The organism is Kineosporia succinea (assembly GCF_030811555.1).
Lineage (GTDB): Bacteria > Actinomycetota > Actinomycetes > Actinomycetales > Kineosporiaceae > Kineosporia > Kineosporia succinea.
Window position 1 is genome coordinate 1,676,032 of record NZ_JAUSQZ010000001.1, and the last position, 17,564, is coordinate 1,693,595.

The 17,564-nt window shown below is 71.4% G+C and carries 3 protein-coding genes; 1 reads left to right on the top strand and 2 read right to left on the bottom strand.

Going from position 1 to position 17,564, the window contains the following annotated elements; genetic code table 11:
* Positions 1-62 precede the first annotated feature (62 nt).
* A complete protein-coding gene (locus tag J2S57_RS07470) occupies positions 63-1,307 on the top strand; it encodes a D-arabinono-1,4-lactone oxidase (RefSeq protein WP_307239831.1) in 1,245 nt (414 codons plus the stop codon).
* On the opposite strand, the gene J2S57_RS07475 is transcribed toward J2S57_RS07470, so the two are convergent.
* Positions 1,302-14,849 carry a beta strand repeat-containing protein gene (locus tag J2S57_RS07475; protein ID WP_307239833.1) on the bottom strand — a complete coding sequence of 4,516 codons (13,548 nt, stop codon included), beginning with the start codon at positions 14,847-14,849 and terminating at the stop codon, positions 1,302-1,304. The two genes, J2S57_RS07470 and J2S57_RS07475, sit on opposite strands and share 6 nt — an antisense overlap.
* Before the next feature lie 275 nt (positions 14,850-15,124).
* Positions 15,125-17,470, bottom strand: a complete 2,346-nt coding sequence (locus tag J2S57_RS07480; RefSeq protein ID WP_307239835.1) for an AbfB domain-containing protein — start codon at positions 17,468-17,470, stop codon at positions 15,125-15,127.
* Between the last annotated feature and the right edge of the window lie 94 nt (positions 17,471-17,564).

Sequence of the window (17,564 nt, forward strand, 5' to 3'; positions counted from 1 at the left end):
ATGGCAGGATCCTGGTGATCTGCCACGCGGCTGTGGCACGCGAAGAGGAACGGAACACGCTGATGAAGCTGACCAACTGGGCCGGGAACGTGGTCTTCACCCCGGAGCGCTTCGTGCGGGCGCAGAGCGTCGAGCAGGTGCAGGAGCTGGTCGCGGAGGCACCGCGGGTGCGGGTGCTGGGCAGCGGCCACTCGTTCAGCACCGTCGCCGCCACCGACGGGCTCCTGCTCAGCCTCGAGGACCTGCCGCTGGAGGTGGACGTCGACACCGCCACCTCCACCGCCCGGGTCACCGCCAGCGCCCGCTTCGCCCACGTGATGCCCGCCCTGCACGCCGCCGGTCTCGCCCTGCACAACACCGGTTCGCTGCCGCACATCTCGGTGGCCGGGGCCAGCGCCACCGGCACGCACGGCTCGGGCACCCAGAACCCCTGTCTCGCCGCCGGGGTCACCGCGATCGAGCTGATCGGACCGGACGGCGAACTGCGCACGCTGACCGCGGGCGAGGCGGACTTCCACGGCTCGGTCGTGGCGATGGGCCTGGCCGGCGTGGTGACGGCCCTGACCCTGCGCGCCCAGCCGACGTTCGACGTCCGGCAGTACGTCTACGACGGCCTGCCCCTGGACGCGCTGATCGAGAACTTCGACGAGATCATGAACAGCGCCTACAGCGTCAGCGCCTTCACCCACTGGCGCGGGCCGGTTTTCGAGACGCTCTGGCGCAAGCAGCTCGCCGACGCCCCCGCCGGGCCCGCCACCTATTTCGGCGCCACCCTCGCCGACGGCGCCCGGCACCCGATCGCCGGCATGCCCACCGAGAACGCCACCCAGCAGCTCGGGGTGCCCGGCCCCTGGCACGAGCGCCTGCCGCACTTCCGCTTCGAGTTCACCCCGTCGAACGGTGACGAGGTGCAGTCGGAGTACCTGCTGCCGATCGAGCAGGGTCCGCAGGCCCTGGCCGCCGTGCACCGGGTGGCCGACCAGATCGCCGATGCCCTGCAGGTTTCCGAGATCCGCACGATCGCCGCCGACGACCTCTGGCTCAGCCCGGGCTACGGCCGCACCTCGGTGGCCCTGCACTTCACCTGGGTCGACGACCTGAGCAGGGTGACGCCCGCGATCGCCGCGCTGGAGGGTGCCCTCGCCGAGTTCGACGCCCGCCCGCACTGGGGCAAGCTCTTCGGCATCGGCCGCGACCGGGTGCGCTCGCTCTACCCGCGCCTGGCCGACTTCGAGGAGCTCGTGCACCGCACCGACCCGCAGGGCACCTTCACCAACGCCTTCACGGCCCAGTACCTGGAGCTATGACTCGCCGTCACGACGGCGACGGCGCCGGCCGGCCAGGAACCACCAGAACCGGCCGAGCGCCGAGACCAGCAGCACGAGCAGCAGGGCGATCAGCGGGAAGACCCACCAGGGCAGCCGGTTGATGCTGAAGGACGAGGGTTCCGGCGCCGGCGTGGCCGTCGCCACCGGGCCGCCCACCCCGGGCGGGTCGGCCACGACGGTGCCCGGGCCCGGGGTCGCGGCCACGCTGGGAACCGGGCTGCTGGTGGACGTCCCGTCGGGCGGAGGGGTCGCGCCACCGCCGGCACCGGGCCCGCCGTCGACCCCGTTGCCGTTTCCCCCCTCGCCCCCCGAACCTCCGTTGTTGTCGTTGCCCCCCTCGCCGCCGGTGCCGGTCCCCCCGTCGTCGCCACCGTTGTCGTTGCCGCCCTCACCGCCGGTGCCCTCGCCTCCCGGGTCGGGATCCGTCACCGTGATCCGCACGGCCTGCCGCGCCATCTGCCCGAGGTCGTCGGTCACCGCCATCGTGAACGCGTCCACCCCCACGGAATCCGGCGCGGTGTAACGGCAGAACACCGCATTGCGCCCGACCGAGGCCGCGCCCCGGTTCGGCGTCGAGCACGACTGCACCTCCAGCCCGGCGTAGAGCGAGCCCTGCGGGGCCACGGCCGTCGCCTCGTTGGTCTGCACCTCCAGGCTGATCGTGGCCTCCACGAGCGGTGGGACGTAGACGAAGTCCACGTTCGCGGCGGCACTTCCGGCGGAGTTCGACACCAGGATCTCGGCCGGCCCCTCGGTGTGCGGGGGACTCACCACCGTCAGCGAGGTCGAGGCCGTCGCGCGGATCCCGGCCGGCACCGGCGCCACCACCGACTGCACCGAGACACCGGCCTGCACCTCGGTCCCCGGGATCCCGTCGAACGACACCGCGGTGTCGGCGTCGAAACCGGTTCCGGTGAGGGTGATCCGGGTGCCTCCGGCGGTCGGGCCGATCGCCGGGGTGACATCGCTGATCGTGGGTGCCTCGGGCGGGGCCAGGTAGGCGTAGGTGACGTCGCCGCTCGTGACGCCGAGCGGCGTGGTCACCGAAAGAGCGGCCGCGCCGACGCTTCCGGGCGGAACCGTGGCCGTGATCGTGGTGTCGTCCACCACCGTGAACCCGGCGTCCTCGGGGCCGAACCGCACCTGGGTCGCCCCGCCGAACCCGAGGCCCGTCAGCGTGACCGAGTTACCGCCCGCCACCGGTCCGCTCGCCGGGTCGACCCCCGTCAGCACCGGCCCCGACGGCGGCTCCACGTAGGTGAACGTGCTGTCGGCGCGGCCGCCCGCCGTGCTCACCCCGATCGTCACCGGCCCGGCGGCGTGAGCGGGAGTGCGCAGAACGATGGACGCGTCGGTCACCGATTCCGGTGTGACAGCCACGCCGTCGAGCGTCACGGTGCCGTTCTCCAGACCGGAACCGGTGACGGTCACGGCGGTTCCGCCGTCGGTCGGCCCGGAGTCCGGGGCGACCGCGGCGACCAGGGGCGTGGGGACGTACGTGAAAACGCCCGGGGCGGAGTCACCTCCGTCGGTGGTCACCACCACGGCCACGGAACCCATCGCGTGCAGTGGGGTCACGGCGGTGACGGTGCTCCCGTTGTCCTGCACCGAGACCGCGGTGGCCGGCACCCCACCGAAGAGCACGCGGGTCACGCCGGTGAATCCGTTGCCCCGCAGGACGACCGAGGTGCCGCCCGCCACCGGCCCGCTCGCCGGGGACACACCGTTCAGCACGGGGGCGGCCACGTAGGTGTAGCGGCCGGCCGCGACCACCGGTGACGTGGCGCCGGACACCGTCACTCTCACGTCCACCCCGCCGGGCTGGGTGGCGGCGGGCACCTGAGCCGTGATCGTGGTGTCGTCGACCACCGAGTAGCTCACCGCGGGCAGCGACCCGAACGCGACCGCCGATGCCCCGAGGAAACCGGAGCCGGTGATCGTGACCGTGGAGCCACCCACCAGCGGGCCCCGGACGGGCGAGACCCCCGTGACACCGGGCAGGTTCAGGTAGCCGAAGCCGCCGGTGGCCGTGCCGCCCGGCGTCACGATCGTGATCACCCGGTTGCCGACCGGACCGACGGGCACGGTCAGCACGATCGTGGAGTCGTCCACCACCCGGAAGGTCGCCGGGTCGGGGCCCACCAGCACACCGGTCGCGCCGGTGAAACCGCTGCCGGAGAGGGTGACCTCGGTGCCCCCCGCCGCCGGGCCGCTCGGGGGCAGCACGGTCACGATCTGCGGGGGCGGGTAGTAGGTGAATCCGTCGGCGACCGAGGTGGCCGACGTAACCCCGGCCGTCCTCACCGTGACGTCCACCGTGCCGCTCCCGGCCGGGCTCACGGCGGTGATCCGGGTGTCACTGTCCACGCTGAAGGACGTGGCCGGCACCGACCCGAAGTACACGTCGCTCGCCCCGGTGAAGCCGGTGCCGGTCACCACCACCGCACTCCCCCCGGCCTCGGGCCCGCTCCCGGGCTGCACCACGGTCACCACCGGCCGGGCCACGTAGGTGAACACCTCCGGAGCCGATTCCCCGCCCCCGGTCCTGACCACCACGTCCACCGGCCCGACCGCACCCGCGGGGCTCACCACGTCCAGGCGCCCGGCCGAGACGAACTGCACCGAGGCCGCCGGCACCGAACCGAAACGCACCGTGGAGAGCGAGGTGAAGCCGGACCCGCTGATCCGGACCGGGGTGCCGCCGCCCGCCGCCCCGGACGCCGGGACGAGACCGCTCACGGCCGGGGCGTTCTGGTACTCGAAGGTGACCCCCACCGCCGACGGCCCACCCGGCGTGGTGACCACCACGTCCACCGTTCCCGCTGTGTGCGAAGGGGTCGTCGCGATCAGCTGACTCGCGGAGACCCACTGCACCGAGCTCGCGTTCGCCCCGTCGAACGTGACCGTGGAGCCGGTGACGAAACCGGAGCCGGTGATCGTGACGCTCGTGCCGCCCGCGACCGGCCCGGCATTCGGGGCGAGGCTCGTGACGGAGGGCGCGGTCAGATAGGAGTAGCGGTCGCCGGCCGAGATCGGCGATGTTCCTCCACTGCCGGTGACGCGCACGTCGACCGGGCCCGCCGCCTGCCCCGGCACCGTCGCCGTGATCTCGGTGGCACTCACCCGGGTGAAGGCCGCGGCGGAGACGGCCCCGAAGCTCACCCCGGTGATGCCCTGGAAGTCGAGACCCGTGATCGTGACCGTGTTTCCACCGTTGATCGGGCCGCTCCTGGGCTGGACGTCGGTGACGACGGGCGATTCGCTGTACGTGAACCCGTTCCCCGCCCCCGACGACCCGTACGCGGTGGTGACCACCACGTCCACCGTGGTGACCGTCGCCGAGAACGGCGAGACCGCGACCAGCTCGGTGCTGCTGACGAACTGCACCGAGGCTGCGGGCTGCGCCCCGAACGCCACCGTGGACGCCAGCGTGAACCCGGTGCCCGTTATCGTGACGCCGGTGCCACCCCCACGCGGCCCCGCCGAGGGCGAGAGCGCCGTGACCGCGGGCGCGTTGGCGTAGGTGAAGGTCACTGTGGCCGAACCACCCGCGGTGGAGACGATGACGGCCTCGGCCCCGGCCGATCCGGGCGGAGTGGTGAAGGTGACGGTCTGGTCGTCCACCACGGTGAAGGGAACGGCGACCCCGCCCACGGTGACGCTCCCGGCGCCGGAGAACCCGCTGCCCGACACCGTGATCACCGTTCCGCCCGTCACCGGCCCGGAGGTGGGCGAGAGCGAACCGATGCCCGGGACCGGGCGATAGGTGAACGTGGCTCCGGGCGGGGAGGATCCGCCGGGGCCGGACACCACGACGTCCGCGGATCCCGTTCCCGGCGGGCTGACGGCGGTGATCTGGGTGGGGCCGTTCACCGCGAAACTCGTGGCCGGGACACCCCCGAAGGTCACGCCGGTGGTGCCGGTGAACCCGAGACCGGTGAGAGTGACCACGGTTCCCCCGGCGACCGGTCCCTCGTCGGGCGCCAGGCCGGTGACGACCGAGGCGTCGAAGTAGGTGAACGAGGTCGTCCCCGAGACGCCGCCGGGAGTGGTCACCTCGATGTTCTTCGCCCCCGCCGAGCCGGGCGGGGTGGTGAAGGTGATCGTCGAGTCGTCGGCGACGGTGAAGGGTACGGACGCACCGTCGACGGTGAGCAGGATCGCCCCGGTGAAGCCCGTGCCCGAGACCGTCACGACCGTACCGCCGCCGATCGGGCCGACATTCGGACCCGCCGACCCGAGGGCGGGCACCGGGGCGTAGCGGAAGCGATCGGCCGCACCGGTGGTCGAGGTACCGCCCGCGGTGGTCACGGTCACGTCGGCGATCCCGGTTCCGGCCGGGCTGACAGCGGTGATCTGGGTGGGACCATCAACGGTGAAACCGGCTGCGACGGTGCCGAACCGGACCTCCGTCGCGGCGCTGAGACCGGTTCCCGCGATGATCACGCTGGTTCCGCCGGCCTCGGGCCCGGCCCGCGGCGTGATCGACGTGATCACGGGCGGGTTCACGTAGACGAACGGGACCGGGGCCGAACTGCCGCCCGCCGTCGTCACCACCACCGGGGCGCTGCCCGCGGCGTGGGCGGGCATGATGACGGTGACGGTCGAGTCGTCGACCACCGTGAAGCCGGCCGGAGCTCCGTCCACGGTGACGCCCGAGGCCGCCGAGAAGCCGGAACCCGCGATGGTCACCGTGGTTCCACCACTGAGAGGGCCCGAGCCCGGGCTCACCGCCGAGATGGTCGGCGCGTTCGTGTAGGTGAAGCTGTTCCCCACCCCAGAGGTGCCGTAACCCGTGGTCACCACCACGTTCACGGCCCCGGCGGAGGCCCGCGGCGGGGAGACGGCGGTGAGCTCGGTAGAGCTGACGAAGGTCAGACCCGCGGCCATTCCCCCGAACGTCACGGTGGAGGCCAGGGTGAAGTCGGTGCCGCGGATCGTCACCGCCGTGCCGCCGCCGAGCGGGCCGGCGGGCGGGGTCAGGCTCGTGACGGCCGGGGCGCTGACGTAGGTGTAGGCCACCGGGACCGAACTGCCGCCAGGGGTGGTCACCACCAGGGGTACCGCCCCGGCGGCGTGGGCCGGTGCGGTCAGGGTGATGGTGGAATCGTTGACGACCGTGTGGGCCACGGACGAGCCGTCGACGGTCACGGCCGAACTGCCGGTGAAGCCGCTGCCGGTCACGGTGATCGGCGTAGCACCCGTCACCGGGCCGGAGGCGGGGCTGAGCTGGGTCACGGCGGGGACGGGGGCGTACCGGTACGGCGCCGGTGACGAGGTTCCGCCGGGGGTCGTCACCACGACGTTCACGGTGCCGGTGCCCGCGGGGGCGAACGCCGACATCTCGGTGTCGCTGCTGACGGTCAGGCCGGTGGCCGGGTTCGGGCCGAAGGTGAGCGACGTGGCCCCGGTGAAGCCGGAACCGGTGATCGTGACCAGTGTTCCACCGGCCTGCGAACCCGCCGCCGGGGTCACCGCGGAAATCGTGGGCGCGGCCGCGTAGCGGAACGTGCCGGTGTCCGAACCACCCACCGTCGTCACCCGCACCACCGCATTCCCCGCCGAACCCGCCGGGCTGACCGCCGTGATACTCGCATCGCCGTTGACCGTGAACGATGCCGCCGCCACCCCGTCGAACGTCACCGCCGAAGCGCCCGTCAAGCCGGAACCAGCGATCGTCACCGTGGTTCCACCACTCAGAGGGCCCGCCCCCGGGCTCACCGTCGAGATCGTCGGCGCGTTCGTGTAAGTGAAACTGGGGCCCGCACTGGATGTACCGTAAGCCGTTGTCACCACCACGTTCACCGCGCCCGTCGACGCTCGCGCGGGTGAGACTACCGTCAGCTGCGAGGCGCTCACGTAGGTGACGCTCACCGGGGTTCCGCCGAACGTGACGCTCGAGCCCGGGGTGAAGTCCGAACCCGAGAGCGTGACCACCGTGCCGCCGCCCGGCGGCCCGGCGTCCGGGGTCAGTTGCGACAAGGAGGGTGCGTCGGCGTAGAGGAACGGGACCGGGGTCGAAGAACCGCCCGGTGTGGTGACCAGCAGGTTCTGGGGCCCGGCCACTCCGGCGGGAGCGGTGAAAGTGATGGTGGAGTCGCCGGTCACGACGAAGGGAACCGAAACTCCCTGAAGAGTCAGCAGACTGGCGCCGGTGAAACCGCTCCCGGTCAGGGTCACCACGGTTCCGCCCGCGGTCGGGCCGGAGGCCGGCACGGTCGCGGACACCACCGGCACGGCAGCGTAACGGAAGCGATCGGCGGCGTTCGTGGCCGAGGTACCGCCCGGGCCGGTCACGGTCACATCGACGATGCCGGTGCCGGCCGGGGCGGTGGCCGTGATCCGGGCATCGCTGCTGACGCTGAAAACCGCCACGGCCGAACCGAATCGCACCTGCGTGGCCCCGGTGAAGTCGGAACCGTCGATGGTCACCACCGTGCCGCCCGCCTCCGGACCCGCCCCCGGGGTGAGGCCGGTGACGGCCGGGGCCGAGCGGTAGGTGTAGAGGCCGCTGTCCGAACCGCCCGCCGTGATCACGCGCACCAGCACCGGGCCCGGGCCGGATCCGGCCGGGGTGGTCACGGTGAGCTGGGTCGGCGTGATCGCGCCGACCGTGGCCGCCTGGCCGTCGAAGGTCACCGACGTCGTGGCGCTGAAGCCGGTGCCGGTGATCGTCACGGTCGCGCCGCCGCCGACCGGGCCCGACGCGGGTGACACCGTGCCCACCGAGGGCGCGGCGAGATAGGTGAACCGGTCGGCGATCGAGGTGGCCGAGGTGCCGCCGGGGGTGGTGACCGTGACGTCGACCGTGTCCGCGACGTGCCCGGGCGCCACGGCCGTGATCTGGGTCGGGCTGTCGACGGTGAAGCCGGTGGCCGGGGTGGTGCCGAACGTGACGGCCGCGACGTCGGCGAAGCCGGTACCGGTGATCGTCACGGTGGTGCCCCCGGCCAGCGGCCCCGCGCCGGGCTGCACCGCGTTCACGACCGGCGCGGCCACGTACCGGTAAACGGCGGCGCCGGAGGTCCCGTAGGGCGTGGTCACGGTGACGCTGACGGGGCCCGCGCCGCCCGGGGGCACGGTCACGTCGAGGCGGGTGTCGTTGACGAACTGCACCGAGGCCGGGGTTCCGCCGAAGCTGACCGAAGATCCGCTCGTGAAGCCGGTTCCGGTGATCGTGACGGTGTTGTTGCCGCCCAGCGGACCCCGGTCGGGCGAAAGGGCGCTGACGGTCGGGCTGTTGGCGTAGGTGAAGGTCCGGGCGAGGGTGCTGCCGCCGGGAGTGGTCACGGTCACCGGTACGTCACCGGAGCCGCCCGGGGTGGTGAAGGTGATGGTGGAATCGTTGACGACGCTGAACGAGACCGTGGTGCCGTCGATCCGGACCGCGGTGGCGCCGGTGAAACCCGAACCCGCGACACTCACGGTGGTTCCGCCGACCGTCGGCCCGAAGACCGGGGACAGCGAGGCGACCGCGGGCACCGGGGCGTAACGGAAACGGTCGGCCGCACCGGTGGCCGAGGTCCCGCCCGGGCCGGTGACGGTCACGTCCACGATGCCGGTGCCGGCCGGGGCGGTGGCCGTGACGGAGGTGTCGCTGCTGACGGTGAAGAGCGTGGAGGGGGTGGAGCCGAAGCGCACGGCCGTCGCGTCGCTGAAGCCGGTGCCGGTGATCGTGACCACGGTGCCACCCGCCTCCGGTCCCACGCCGGGACTCAGGCCGGTCACGGAAGGGGCCGCCCGGTAACGGTATCCGTTGGTCAGCGTGTCCTGGCCGTACGGGGTGGAGACCACCACGTCGACGGGTCCCGCGCCGCCCGGGGGCACGACGGCGGTCAGCTGCGTCGCCGAGCCGAAGGTGGTCGACGTGGCCGGGGTGCCGCCGAAGCTGACCGTCGTGCCGATGGTGAATCCGGTGCCGGTGACCGTCACCGGGTTGGCCCCGCTCAGCGGCCCGGCGGCCGGGTTCACGGCGGTGATCGTGGGGGCGGCGACGTAGGTGAACCGATCGGCGGACGTGGTGGCGGAGGTCGCGTAGAGGCCCACCACGGTCACGTCGAGGGTGCCGGGGACCCCGGCCGGGCTGACCGCCGAGATCTGGGTCCCGCTGTTGACGGTGAACGACGCGGCCGGGGTCGAGCCGAAGCGCACGGCCGAGGCGCCGCTGAAGCCGGAACCGGTGATGATCACCGTGGTTCCGCCGACGGTGGGGCCGCTCGTCGGGCTGAGCGCGGTCACCACGGGATCCGCGACGTAGGCGAAAGGACCACCGGCCGCTGAGGTTCCGCCGTAGCTGGTGGTCACCTCGACGCCGGCCGGGCCCGCGGCGTGGGCCGGGGTGGTGGCCGTGATGCTGGTCGGGCTGACCACGGTGTACGAGGTCGCCGCACCTCCACCGAACGAGATACCGGTGACCCCGTAGAAGCCGGTGCCGGTGATCGTGATCGACGTTCCCCCGGCCACCGGGCCACTGGTCGGAGAGATCGTGGTGACCGTGGGCGTCCCCACGTAGCGGAACCGATCGGCCGCCGCGGTGACCGCACCGCCCCCGACCGTGGTGACGGAGACATCGACCAGGCCGGTGCCCGCCGGGGTGGTGGCGGTGATCTGGGTGTCGGAGTTCACCGTGAACGAGGCCGGGACCCCGCCGAACTGCACGGAACTCGCCGTGCCGAGCCCGGAACCGCTGATCATCACGCTGGTTCCACCCGCCTCCGGGCCGAGCCCGGGCGAGATGCCGCTGAGGGTGGGCACCGCGACGAAGGTGAACGTGTTCGCGGCCGTCACCGTGGACGCGCCGCCGTCGGCCGTGCTGACCACGACACCGGCCGCTCCCGCCGCGTGGGCCGGGGTCACGGCCGTGATCTGGGTGTCGCTGTTCACCGTGTAACTCGCCGCGTTCGTTCCACCGAACTGCACGGCGGAGGTCCCGGTCGCGGTGGCGAAGCCGGTACCGGTGACGACCACCGAGGTACCGCCCGCCGCCGGGCCGTTCAGCGGGGAGAGCGCCGTGACCGTGGGCGCGCCGACGTAGAGGTAGTCGTTGGCCGTGCCGCCGGCCGGTGAGACACCGCCGGGTGCGGTGACCACCACGTCCACCGTCGAGATCGCGTGAGCCGGCGCCTGGGCGATGATCTGCGTGTCGGTGCTGACCGAGATCACCCCGGTGGCCGGAACCCCGCCGAACGTCACCGCCGTCGCACCGTTGAAGCCGGACCCGGTGATGGTGACCAGGGTTCCGCCCGCGACCGGACCGTGGTTCGGCGACAGCCCGGTGACGACGGGCGCGGCCTGGTAGGTGTAGGCGTCTCCCGAGACCACCGCTGAGGTGCCGCCGGCCGTGGTGACCCGCACGTCCACCGTGCCCGCACCGCCCGAGGGGGCCACCGCCGTGATCTGCGTGGCCGAGTTCACCGTGTAGGAGCTCGCCGCCGAACCCCCGAAGCTGACGGAAGTCGTTCCCGTGAAGTTGGTTCCGGCCACGACGACCGTGGTCCCCCCGGCGAGCGGACCGGCGTTCGGCGAGACGGCCGTGACCGTGGGCGCGGCGACGTAGGTGTACTGGTCGGCGGCCGAGATCGCCGAGGTGCCACCGACCGCGGTGACCCGGACGTCCACCGTGCCCGCCCCGTGGGCCGGTGTGACGGCCGTGATCTGAGTGTTCGAGTCGACGGTGAAGCTCGTCGCGTTGTTGCCCCCGAAAACGACGGTGGACGCGTTGAGCAGGTCGGTGCCGGTGATCACCACACTGGTGGTTCCGGTGGTCGGGCCGGTGCCCGGCGACAGCGCGGTCACGGTGGGGGCCGCGACGAAGGTGAACCGGTCGGCCACACTCGTGACCGACGTCCCCCCGGCGGACGTGACCGTGACGTCCACGGTGCCCGCCGCGTGAGCCGGTGCGAAGACGGTGATCCGGGTGTCGGAGCTCACCGAGACGCCGGTGGCCGCCGTTCCCCCGAAACTCACGGATGTCGCTCCGGTGAAACCCGTTCCGGTGACCGTGACGACCGTTCCACCGGCGATCGGGCCGGAGCCCGGTGAGACCACGTTGACGACCGGCACCGGAACGTAGGTGTACTGCAGCGGATTCGAGCCGCCGGTGAGGCCGTAGAGGGTCTGCACCACCACGTCGACCGAGCCTGCCGCGTGAGCCGGCACGGTCGCGGTGATCTGGGTGTCCGAATTGACCGTGAAAACAGCGGCGTTCGATCCGAAGGTCACGCCGGTCGTGGTGGTGAAACCGGTTCCGGTGAGCACGACCGTGTTGCCCCCGGCGACCGGGCCGCTGCCCGGGCTCAGGCCGGTGAGCGAGGGCAGGCCCTGGTAGGTGTAGACGTCGGCGGAGTTCTGGACGCTGGTGCCGTAGGCATTGGTGACCTGGATGTGCGCGGGACCGGTGACGTGGGGAGGGATTCCGCGCACCACGATCTGCGTGGCGGTGTTGCTGAGGACGGTCAGGAACGGGAACCCGTCGATGGTCACACCGGTCGCACCCGACAGGCCGGTGCCGGTGATGGTGATCGTGCCGAGGACGCTGCCGGCGACCGGTCCGCTGTTCGGGGAGACCGCGATGACGGCGGGCGGGGCGACGTAGGTGAACGTGGCGGCCGCCCCGGTGGCCGAAGATCCGCCGGGGGCGGTGACCACGACGTCCACCGTTCCCGCGGAGCCGACCGGCGCGACCGCGGTGATCTGGGTGTCGGAGCTGACCGTGATCACCCCGGTGGCCGGGATGCCCCCGAAGGTCACGGAACTCGCTCCGGTGAAGCCGGTTCCGGTGATCACGACCGAGGTACCGCCGGTGGTCGGGCCGGTGGCCGGGGAGACGTTGCTGACGGTGGGCGCCGCGACGTAGGTGTACTGGTCGGCGCTGCTGGTGGCCGAGGTGCCGCCGGAGGTGACGACGGTGACGTCGACCGGGCCCGCCGAGCCGGCCGGGGCGGTGGCGGTGATCTGGGTGGGGCTGTTCACGGTGACGCCGGTGGCGACGGTGGCGCCGAACTTCACGGCGGACGCGTTGCTCAGGTTGGTTCCGGTGATCACCACCGGGTTGCCCCCGGCCAGCGGCCCCCGGCTCGGGCTCACGCTGGTGACGGTGGGGGCGGCGACGTAGGTGTACCGGCCGGCGGCGGTGATCGCCGAGGTCCCGCCGGGGGTGGTGACGGTGACGTCGACCGGGCCGGCGCTGCCGGACGGGGCGGTGACGGTGATCTGGGTGGACGAGTTGGTGACGACGCCGGTCGCCACGTTGGCGCCGAATCTCACCGCGCTGACGGCAGCGAAGTTGGTACCGGTGATGACGACCGTGGTACCCGCCGTGGTCGGGCCGCTGCTCGGCGACACGGCGGTGACCGTGGGGGCGTCGTGGTACGTGAAGACGTCGTTGCTGGTGACCGCGGACGTGCCACCGGGGGCCGTCACCACGATGTCGGCGCCCCCGGCGGTGTGGGCCGGGGTGGTGACCACCAGCTGGGTGTTGTTGCTGACCGTGAACGAGGTGGCCGCAGTGCCTCCGACGGTGACGGCGGTAGCACCGAGGAAGTTGGTGCCGGTGACGGTGACGCTGGTTCCGCCGGCGATCGGGCCGTTGCCCGGACTCAGGCCGGTGACCGTCGGGGGGCCGGTGTAGGCGAACTGGTCGGCGCTGCTCGTGGCCGAGGTGCCGCCCGCGGTCGTGACGGTGATGTCCACGGTGCCCGCGATGCTGGCCGGGGCCACGGCCGTGATCTGGGTGGGGCTGTTGACGGTGAAACTCGTGGCGTTGGCCGAGCCGAACTTCACCGTCGACCCGCTGGTGAAGTCGGTCCCGGTGATCACCACGCTGGTGCCGCCCGCCAGGGGCCCGCGCACCGGGCTGACGGCCGTGACGGTGGGGGCAGCGGTGTAGGTGTAGTCGTCGGCGGCCGAGTTGGCCGAGATGCCGCCCGGCGTCGTGACCCGCACGTCGACCGTCCCGGCGCTGCCCGCCGGGGCGAAGGCGGTGATCTGGGTGGCGCTGTTCACGGTGAAGCTCACGGCGGCGTTCGCCCCGAATCCGACCGAAACGGCACTACTGGTGAAACCTGTCCCGGTGAAGCCGGTTCCGGTGATCACGACCGCCGTGCCGGACGACGTCGGCCCCGATGCCGGTGCGACCGCGGTCACCGTAGGGGCCGGGGTGTAGGTGTACTGGTTCGCCGTGGCTGTCGCGGAGGTACCGCCGATCGCCGTCACGGTGACATTCACGGTGCCGGCCGTGCCGGCGGGGGCCACGGCGGTGATCTGGGTGGCGCTGTTCACGGTCACGCCCACGGCGTTCGTGGCCCCGAACTTCACGGTCGAACCGCTGGTGAAGTCGGTTCCGGTGAGCACCACACTCGCCCCGGCGGTCAGAGGCCCGGCCGACGGGCTCACGGCCGTGACCGTGGGTGGGGCGACGTAGGTGTACTGGTCGGCAGTGACCGCGGGGGAGGTTCCGCCGACGGTCGTGACGGTGATGTCGACCTGCCCGGCGCTCTGGGCCGGGGCCAGGGCCGTGATCTGGGTGTTGCTGTTGACCGTGAAGTTGGCCGGATTGACGCTCACGGAGCCGAATTTCACGGTTGTCGCGGTCGAGAGGTTCGTCCCCGTGATGACGACAGAGGTTCCCCCCGACGTCGGCCCCAGTATGGGGCTCACCGCCGTGATGGCCGGTACGGGCACGTAGGTGAACTTGTCCGCGGCCGAGATCGACGACGTCCCTGCACCGTTGGCGATGCGGATGTCCTGCACCCCGGTACCGGCCGGAGCGACCACCGTGAGACTCGTGGCCACATTGGAGACCATCGTGTAGCTGGAGGCGTTGAACGCACCGAACGTCACGCTGGTGATCGCGAAAAGGTTCGTGCCGGTGACCGTCACCGAGGTGCCGCCGGACTCCGGTCCCTGGTTCGGGGTGATCGCGGAGATGGTCGGGGTGACCGGTTTCGTGGAACCGCACTCGGCGTGGGCCAGTTCGTATTCACTGGTCACCGTGCCGAAGATGTCTTTGTTGACGATGTGCGCGGCCGTGACCTTGAGGTAGTACTGGGTCGCGGTGTTCGAGAAGGTCTGCTCGTTGTAGACGATGTACCCGATGTTCTGATTCAGGATGTTGGTCTGCTGAACGGTCGTGTTCGGCGCCGGATTCGCCGGGACGTTGCTCAGCGGGAGCCCCAGCAGGGTCAGCCCGGCCGCGGTGGCCGTGCCCGAGACCCCGCTCGACGTGGCGGTGCACTCGGCGTGCCCGGCGGCCAGGCCGATGAGCCCGAGCAGGCTGAAGTTCTGCACGTCGGCGGTCGACTTGGCCGTGTCCGCCAGCGGATCCGCGGTCGACGTGCTGACCAGTGTGTTTCCGGCGCCGGTGCCGGACGGCGTCGCCGGGTAGGCCGACTGCCCGTAAGTCGTGTTACCCGTGACGTCACGGCCACCGTAGGCGCTGGCCGCCACGATTCCCGTGAACGCCGCGCTCTTCTCCGCCACCACCGGCACCAGCACCCAGGCCAGCAGTACGACGACGATCATCCGGGCCACCCAGGTGAGCCGGAATCGCTGGTCGGGCGGGGGAACTGGGCATGCCGCAGGCGTCCCCGTGGAGCGAGACGTCCGCAAAGCTTCACCCCCACGCGCCGACCTGGTGTTCAATCACCTTCGGTCGATGCGTGGGAGTCCTGCACGCGCGGAAGAGGACACCTGGGGTGTCGCCCGGGCGGGCGAAGATCGGTCACCGCGCGTGATGCCCGGTCCGAGAGCGGGGAACCGCCCTCGAACCGGGCTTTCACGGACAGGGAACCCCGGACTTACGGGACCCAGGGCGCCTCCACGGCCCAGGTCGTGTCCGCGTCGAACGAGGTGTCCGCGTCCCGGGCCGCATTTCCACCCGGAACCGCCAGCCAGAGCTCGGCGTCGAAATGACGCAGATACTGGCCCGGATAGTTCCACGAGCTGAACTTCACTCCCCCTGTACCCTTTTCGGCACACCAGGTGGCATCGGCGTTGAAGAGTGCCGATCCGTCACCGGCGTTCTGTTTGACCCGGAAGGCCTGGTGCCGCAGGTAGGTTCCCGGGTAGTTGACGCTCTCGAACGAGTAGCACTGACTGTCCGCCAGTCCCGGCACGATGTTCCAGGTCGCGTCGTTCTTGAGCAGCTGGGAGCTGGAGTCGTTCACCACCTCGGTGTAGCCCAGAGCCTCCCGGGGCCGGATGTAACGGTTGTCGAAGCCGGCCGTGGTGGCGCGCAGCGAGTGACGCCCCTTGGCGACCGGAGCCGCGTTGGAGGCCGGTGAGGTCGAGAGCAGTTTCTCGTTCGCCGCCCTCAGCCGGGCCACGTCCACCTTGACCACCTGCCGGTCGTAGGTCGCGAGGCCGTTGACCTCGTTCTCCACGTCGGTGGTCTCGGTGTAGACCGACGCCGAGAGCCCGTTCGGGACCCCGGACGTGGTCATCTGCGTCCACAGCCCGACCAGCCGCCGGTTCAGGCGATCAGCCGTGCCCTGGTCCTCGTAGCTGAACCCGCCGCCCGGGAACCATTCGTGCCCGGCGACCTTCAGCCCGAGTCCGCCGAATTCCCCGACCACACCCGCCCGGGTCGACGTCGGCCGTGCGATACCCGGCCCGGTGTAGTTGTGGTTGTCCAGCACGTCGCCGTTTCCACCGTCGACCGCACCGCAGCAGTTGACGCCGCTCATGTTGTCGACCAGCCGGGTCGGGTCCCAGCTCTTGACCAGATCGGCGACCCGGGCCTGCTCGTACTGGCCCCAGCCCTCGTTCTGCGCCACCCACAGCACCACCGAGGGAGAACTGCGGTGCTGGTCGACGAGTGCCTTGAACTCCTTCTCCCACTGCGCTTTGGCCGCCGCGTCGGGCCGGTAGTCCGGACGCATCGACGGCATGTCCTGCCAGACCAGCAGACCCAGCTTGTCGGCCCAGTAGTACCAGCGCTGCGGCTCGACCTTGATGTGCTTGCGCACCATGTTGAAGCCGGTCGACTTCAGCAGCTCCAGGTCGTAGCGCAGGGCCTCGTCGGTGGGCGCCGTGTAGATACCGTCCGGCCAGTATCCCTGGTCGAGAGTGCCCGACTGGAAGAGGAACTCGCCGTTCAGCACCAGGCGCTGCTTGCCGTCGACCTCCTCGACCGCGATCGAGCGCATGCCCGCGTACGAGCCCACGGTGTCGACGGTGGTCTGCCCCTTGCGCAGTTCCACCTTGATGTCGTAGAGGAACGGGTCGTCGGGCGACCAGAGGTGCGGCTCGGCCACCTTCAGCGAAACCGTCTGTCCCGCGGCCCCACTCGCGCTGACGACCTTCTGGCCGTTCGAGGAGACGGTGACCACCGTCGTCCCCTGACCCGAGACCCCGGCCTTGACCTTGAAGGTCGACGACTTCAGGTCGGGTGTGATGTCGACCTTGGTGACGTGCGTGGCGTTCACCGGCTCGAGCCAGACCGTCTGCCAGATGCCCGAGGCCGAGGTGTAGAAGATGCCGCCGCCGGTCTCCGGGGTGACACTCTGCGGTTCCTGTTTGCCAACCGCCTGCGTGCCGCCCTGGCCGGGATCGTGAACACCCACGGTCAGCGTGTTCCCGCCGGATTTCAGCAGCGGGGTGATGTCGTAGCTGAACGCGTCGTACCCGCCGTCGTGCGTGGCCCCGGCCTTCTTCCCGTTCACCCACACGTCGGTGCTGTAGTCGACCGCGTCGAAGTTCAGCTTGACCCGGTCCTTCCAGCCCGCCGGAACCGTGAACGTGCGCTGGTACCAGAGCTTGTCGTCACCGGTGATGCGCCGCTGGATGCCCGACAGCGCCGACTCGGCCACGAACGGCACCCGGATCTGCTCGCTGAACGTGCTCGGCGGGGTGGTCTGCGAGCTGTCGGTGACCTCGAAATCCCAGATCCCGTTGAGGTTCTGCCACTGCGCCCGGGTCAGCTGCGGGCGCGGGTACTCCGCGTGCGGCTTGTCCACCGAGACCTGATCGGTCCACGGGGTGGTCATCGGGGGTTCCTTGGGTGCCCAGGTGTCGGCCTGAGCGGTTCCGCCGGCCAGCAGCCCACCCAGGGTGAGCAGTGCGGTGGCCGCCCATGCCGTCCCGAACCTGACTTTCGACACACCTGACTCGGCCTGGTTCAGGGCAGGCGAGTGCTGACGCATGCGAGCTCCCTTCGCTGGGGGCGTCAGCTCATCAGCAAATCGGGCAAAAGGCACCTGTACGTTCGTCGAGGTGCCTTTTGCCCGTCGGTGCGGC

Coding starts and splice junctions, on each gene's coding strand:
- J2S57_RS07470 (WP_307239831.1), top strand. CDS start 63: ATGAAGCTGACCAACTGGGCCGGGAACGTGGTCTTCACCCCGGAGCGC.
- J2S57_RS07475 (WP_307239833.1), bottom strand. CDS start 14,849: ATGATCGTCGTCGTACTGCTGGCCTGGGTGCTGGTGCCGGTGGTGGCG.
- J2S57_RS07480 (WP_307239835.1), bottom strand. CDS start 17,470: ATGCGTCAGCACTCGCCTGCCCTGAACCAGGCCGAGTCAGGTGTGTCG.